This is a genomic window from Ramlibacter sp., from assembly GCF_035706265.1.
Classification (GTDB): domain Bacteria; phylum Pseudomonadota; class Gammaproteobacteria; order Burkholderiales; family Burkholderiaceae_C; genus Ramlibacter.
Window position 1 is genome coordinate 1 of sequence record NZ_DASSVG010000140.1, and the last position, 5,511, is coordinate 5,511.

The following is a 5,511-nucleotide window of genomic DNA, read 5'->3' on the forward strand; positions in this document are numbered from 1 at the left end:
GTGAGCCCCGGCACGGCGCCCACGAACAGGCCGAACAGCGAAGCGAGCACCATCGCCAGCAGGGTGCCCGGCTCGGACACCATCGCGAAGGCCTGCAGCACGGGGGAGGAGTTCACCAGGCGATGCCTTTCAGCACGCCCCAGGGCAGCGGCACGCGCAGCAGCTTGTAGAACGCGAAGTGCACCAGCAGGGTCGCGACGATCGCGATGCCCACCGCATGGAGCGGCCGCACGCGCAGCACGAGGAAGAGGGCGCCCAGCACCAGCGGCGCCACGATCAGGAAGCCCAGCTTCTCGGCAGCGAGGATGTAGAACAGCACCGAGCCGAGCAGCACCGCGAGCGCCAGCACGTGACGCGGCGAGTGCACCCAGGCGTCCCACGCCAGCCAGGGCTGCTGCGCCCGTGCCCGCCAGCCGCGCGCCACCAGCAGCACGCCGGCGATGCACAGGCCGGCGGCGACGATGCCGGGGAAGAGGGCGGGCCCGACCGGCTGGCCGGGGATCTTGGGATAGCCCTGGATCGCGACCAGCACGGCCGTGCCCAGGAGCATCAGCAGGACGCCGAAGACCGCGTCGTTCAGTTTCACTTGGCGATGCCCACCGCCTTCATCGTCGCGCCCAGTTCGGCGTCCGACTTGGCCATGAACTTGCCGAAGTCGTCGGGCCCGGCATAGACCACGCCGAAGCCGCGGCTGGCCATGAAGTCCTGGTACTCCTTGCTGTTGGCGACCTTGCGCACCGCCGCCGCCAGCTTGTCGCGCACGTCCGCGGGGATGCCCTTGGGCGCGACGATGCCGCGCCAGGCGGCCATCGACCAGTCGGTGCCGAGGGCCGACTTCAGCGTCGGCACGTTGGGATACAGCGCCGCCGGCTTCGCATCCATCACGGCCAGGCTCTTCACCTTGCCGGCATCGATCAGCGAGCGCGCTTCGGGCAGCGACACCGGCGCGATCTCGATGCCGCCCGCCACCATGTCCTGCAGGCCGGGGGCGGCGCCGTTGCTGGGTACCCAGGGCACGGCCGCCGGGTCGATCTTCTGGTCCTTCAGCAGGCCCGCCAGCGCCAGGTGCCAGATGCCGCCCTGGCCCGTGCCCGAAGCCTTGAACTTGCCGGGGTTGGCCTTGATGGCCGCCAGCAGGTCCTGCACGGTCTTGTACGGCGCATCGGCGCGCACCTGGATGCCCGCGGGGTCGGCGTTGACCAGGCCGATGGGCGTGTACGAAGCGCCGCTCAGCTCGGTGAGGCCCTGCCAGTGCATCATGCCGATTTCCACCGTGGCCAGGCCGATGGTGTAGCCGTCGGGCGGCGCGGCGGCGATGGCCGCGTGGCCCACCACGCCGCTGCCGCCGGTGCGATTGACGACGTTCACCGGCTGGCCGAGATCCTTTTCCATCAGGCTGGCGAGAATGCGCGCCGTGGCATCCGTGCCGCCGCCCGCGCCCCAGGGCACGATCAGCGTGATCGGCCGCGCGGGATAGTTCTGCGCCGCCGCCGGCAGGGCGGCAGCGGCAAGGGCGACAGCGGCGAACGCGCCGGCGAGCAGCGAGCGGCGGGAAGGACGGTGCATGGTTTTCTCCTGCGATGGAAGGGGTGGTGCGGCGACCCGGATGGCAATCTAGCGTCCGTGCCCTGTGCCGCCGCTAGGGAGAACCCGCCGTAATGCGGAAGGCTGCGCGCGCGCCGGCCGGCGCGGGGACTCGGTCTATCATCTGGCCCAGCGCCAGGCGCGCCTCGTGAGCATGCCTGCGGCTGAGCTACGAGCGCTTACGCACTCAGCTGAACTGTTCCCCGCGCGCCCGGGTCCTACCACGCTCAGCCACTCTCCCTCACCAGATTGCAGCGGATGTCCCCGGTCCTCGCCCGGGCCCAGGCCTGGGCCGTCGAACACCTGCGCCGCCTCGGCGCGCTCGCCCGCCGCCATCCGGTGCGCGCGGCGCTCGTCCTGCCCACGCTGCTGCTGGCGTACGTGCTGGTCCTGATCCCCTTCACGCCCAGCATCGCGGACCTGCGCAAGGCCAAGTCGGAGGTGCCCACGGTGGTGATGTCCGCCGACGGCGTGGTGCTGGCCGAATTCAAGCGCATCAACCGCGAGTGGGTGCCGCTGGAGCGGATCTCCAGGCCGGTGATCGACGCGCTGATCGCCACCGAGGACCGCCGCTTCTACGAGCACCATGGCATCGACTTCCGGCGCACGGCCGGCGCGGCGCTGAACACGCTGCGCGGCGAGCGCCAGGGCGGCTCCACGCTCACGCAGCAGCTCGCGCGCAACCTGTACCCGCAGGAGATCGGCCGCGCCGCCTCGCTCACGCGCAAGGTGAAGGAGGCCATCACGGCGCTGAAGATCGAGGCGATCTACTCCAAGCCGGAGATCCTCGAGACCTATCTCAACACCGTGCCCTTCCTGTACAACGCGTTCGGCATCGAGATGGCCGCGCGGACCTACTTCGACAAGTCCGCCGACAAGCTCGACGTGCTGGAAAGCGCCACGCTGATCGGCATGCTCAAGGGCACGAGCTACTACAACCCGGTGCTCAATCCCGAACGGGCGCGCGAGCGCCGCAACACGGTGCTGGCCCAGATGGCCAAGTACGGCAAGCTCGATCCCAAGCGGGCCGAGACGCTGGCCGCGCGGCCCCTGCGGCTGGACTTCGAGCGCCAGACCGAGCCGGTGGGCATCGCCCCGCACGTGGCGCAGCAGGTGCGCAAGTGGCTGATCTCCTGGGCCGACCGCGAGGACTACGACATCTACGCCGACGGCCTGGTGGTGCGCACCACGCTCGATGCGCGGCTGCAGAAGGCGGCCAACCAGGCGGTCGCGCGCCAGCTCTCGCACCTGCAGGGCATCGTGGACCGCAGCCGCCGCCGCGGCGAGGAGCGCGCGCTGCTGCAGGCCGGCTTCCTGGCCGTCGATCCGCGCAGCGCGCAGGTCAAGGCCTGGGTGGGCAGCAGCGACTTCGCGGTCGACCAGTTCGACCACGTGAACCAGGCGCGCCGCCAGCCGGGCTCCACCTTCAAGCCCTTCGTCTACGGCGCCGCGTTCGCCGTCGGCATGGTGCCCGAGGACCTGTTCGTCGACGAGCCGGTGGCGATCCGCGACGGCGGCAACGTCTGGAGCCCGCGCGACACGACGCCCCCGAGCCACCAGCCCATGACGCTGCGCGACGGCCTGGTCCAGTCGCGCAACAGCATCACGGCGCAGGTGATGCAGCGCGTGGGGCCGACGCGGGTGATCGACTTCGCGCGCCGGCTCGGCGTCCGCGAGAGCAAGCTCGAGGCGGTGCCGTCGCTGGCGCTGGGCACCAGTCCGGTCACGCTGCGCGAGATGGTCACGGCCTACGGCACGCTCGCCAACAACGGCCGCTACCTCGGCGAGCCGCAGCTGATCGCCGCGGTGGAGGACCGCCAGGGCCGCACGCTGGCGCTCTTCACGCGGCCGCAGGGCGAGGAGGCGCTGTCCAAGCCGCAGGCGATGCAGCTGGTGAACGTGATGCGCGGCGTCATCGACGAAGGCACCGGCAGCGCGATCCGCACCCGCTACGGCATCCAGGCCGACGTGGCGGGCAAGACCGGCACCACGCAGGACAACACCGACGGCTGGTTCATCCTGATGCATCCGCAGCTGGTGGCCGGTGCCTGGGTCGGCTTCAACGACCCGCGCCTCACCATGGGCGACAGCTGGGGCCAGGGCGCGCGCAGCGCGCTGCCGATGGTGGGCGACTTCTTCACCCAGGCGCTGCGTACCCGCAGCGTCGACGCGCGGGCGGAATTCGACATCCCGCGGCCGCGGCCGAAGCCGCGCGAACCCGCGCGCGACCCGGTGCAGGAGATCGTCAACGACCTGCTGGGGCGGCTGATGCGCATGATCCAGTAGCGGCTGTCGCCAGCGCGACTAGGGCTCGCGCGGATTCCCCGCCGGGGGCGGCCCGCTCCAGAATGGTTGCATGCCAACACGAACCATCGCACAGGAGACCAGCATGCACCGTTCGCGCATCCGCGCCATTGCCGCCATCGCCGGCCTCGTCCTCGCCTCCGCACTGCCGGCAGCGCACGCCGAGGGCGCCTGGCCGACCAAGCCGGTGCGCATCATCGTCACCTTCCCGCCCGGCGGCGCGCCCGACACGCTGGCGCGCATCCTGGCCGACAAGTGGGCGCCGCTCGGCCAGCCCGTGACGGTGGAAAACAAGCCCGGCGCGGGCGGCAACATCGGCGCCGACCTGGTGGCCAAGGCGCCGGGCGACGGCCACACGCTGGTGATCGGCACCGTGGGCACGCACGCGATCAACGCGTCGCTGTACCAGCGCATGCCCTACAACAACATCAAGGACTTCACCCCGATCAGCTTCCTGGCGTCCACGCCCAACCTGCTGGTGGTGAACAACAACGTGCCGGCGAGCAACGTGAAGGAGCTGGTGGAGCTGGCGAAGAAGCAGCAGCTGTTCTTCGGCTCTTCCGGCAGCGGCACCTCGATCCACCTCTCCGGCGAGCTGTTCAACACGCTGGCCGGCGTGAAGATGCAGCACATCCCGTACAAGGGCCGCGCCGAGGCGATCCCCGACCTGATGGGCGGGCGCATCCAGATGATCTTCGACAACATGCCTTCGGCGCTGCCGCTGGTGCAGGAGGGCAAGATCAAGGCGGTCGCGGTGACGAGCGCGCAGCGTTCGCCGGCCGCGCCCAACGTGCCCACCATCGCCGAATCGGGCCTGCCCGGCTTCGAGGCCACCTCCTGGTTCGCGCTGCTCGGATCGGCCGGCATCCCGCGCGACGTGCAGATGCGCATCAACGCGGAGACGCTCAAGGCGATGGCGCTGCCGGACGTGAAGGAGCGGCTCGCCAAGCTGGGGCTGGACCCGAACCCCGGCACGCCCGAGGCCCTGGCCAGCCTGATCCAGGCCGAGACGGCCAAGTGGGCCAAGGTGGTGAAGGCCTCCGGCGCCAAGATCGAGTGAGGCGGGCGGGCGGCGGCGGCGGGCCGCCCGGCCGCGTTAAGCTTGCGGGATGAACGCCGAAATCCTGCTGCGGCACCTGGACGAAGCCACCCTGTGGCCGCAAGGCTGCGGGCTGGCGCTGGGAGAGGCCTACGAGCGCGCGCTCACCGTGCGCCAGTTGCGCGTGCGCCGCGGCGAGCAGCCGCGCGGCTACAAGGTGGGCTTCACCAACCGCACGATCTGGGAGCGCTACGGCGTCTATGCGCCGATCTGGGGCACCGTGTGGAACACCACGCTCTCGTTCTGCGAAGGCGAGGGCGAGATCGCGCTGGCCGGCACCTGCCAGCCGCGCATCGAGCCCGAATGCGTGTTCGGGCTGAAGGCGACGCCGCCCGCGCGCGCCACGCTGGACCAGCTGCTGGCCTGCGTCGAGTGGATCGCGCCCGGCTTCGAGATCGTGCAGTCGCACATGAAGGACTGGAAATTCACCGCGGCCGATACCGTGGCGGACAGCGGCCTGCACGCCCGGCTGCTCGTGGGGCGCAGGATGGCGATCGATCCCGTCCCGGGCGATGCCGCCGCCT

Annotated in this window: 5 protein-coding genes; 3 read left to right on the forward strand and 2 right to left on the reverse strand. The window is 70.9% G+C overall.

Translation table 11 applies throughout. The annotated features are described in order from the left end of the window. Nucleotides 1-112 precede the first annotated feature (112 nt). Both VFM98_RS05575 and VFM98_RS05580 read right to left on the reverse strand, forming a co-directional pair. Nucleotides 113-586 (reverse strand): tripartite tricarboxylate transporter TctB family protein, encoded by a 474-nt coding sequence (locus VFM98_RS05575; protein WP_325108908.1) that lies wholly within the window; start codon nucleotides 584-586, stop codon nucleotides 113-115. Next, nucleotides 583-1,566 carry a tripartite tricarboxylate transporter substrate binding protein gene (locus tag VFM98_RS05580; protein ID WP_325108909.1) on the reverse strand — a complete coding sequence of 328 codons (984 nt, stop codon included), beginning with the start codon at nucleotides 1,564-1,566 and terminating at the stop codon, nucleotides 583-585. The genes VFM98_RS05575 and VFM98_RS05580 overlap by 4 nt, the downstream gene beginning before the upstream one ends. Nucleotides 1,567-1,842: 276 nt before the next feature. Here VFM98_RS05580 and VFM98_RS05585 point away from each other — a divergent pair, with 276 nt between their 5' ends. The 3 genes from VFM98_RS05585 to VFM98_RS05595 all read left to right on the forward strand — a co-directional run. Then, complete coding sequence (locus tag VFM98_RS05585) at nucleotides 1,843-3,870, forward strand: penicillin-binding protein 1A (RefSeq protein WP_325108910.1); 2,028 nt, start codon at nucleotides 1,843-1,845, stop codon at nucleotides 3,868-3,870. Nucleotides 3,871-3,940: 70 nt separating this feature from the next. Continuing rightward, entirely contained in the window at nucleotides 3,941-4,948 is a 1,008-nt protein-coding gene (locus VFM98_RS05590; RefSeq protein WP_325108911.1) for a tripartite tricarboxylate transporter substrate binding protein, read from the forward strand. A gap of 49 nt (nucleotides 4,949-4,997) precedes the next feature. Beyond that, nucleotides 4,998-5,511 (forward strand): hydratase (locus VFM98_RS05595; protein WP_325108912.1); only part of this gene is annotated, 514 nt, incomplete at its 3' end.

Bases quoted from the DNA above. Each gene is read 5' to 3' on its own strand.
- VFM98_RS05580 (WP_325108909.1), bottom strand. From the start codon at position 1,566: ATGCACCGTCCTTCCCGCCGCTCGCTGCTCGCCGGCGCGTTCGCCGCT.
- VFM98_RS05585 (WP_325108910.1), top strand. From the start codon at position 1,843: ATGTCCCCGGTCCTCGCCCGGGCCCAGGCCTGGGCCGTCGAACACCTG.
- VFM98_RS05590 (WP_325108911.1), top strand. From the start codon at position 3,941: ATGCCAACACGAACCATCGCACAGGAGACCAGCATGCACCGTTCGCGC.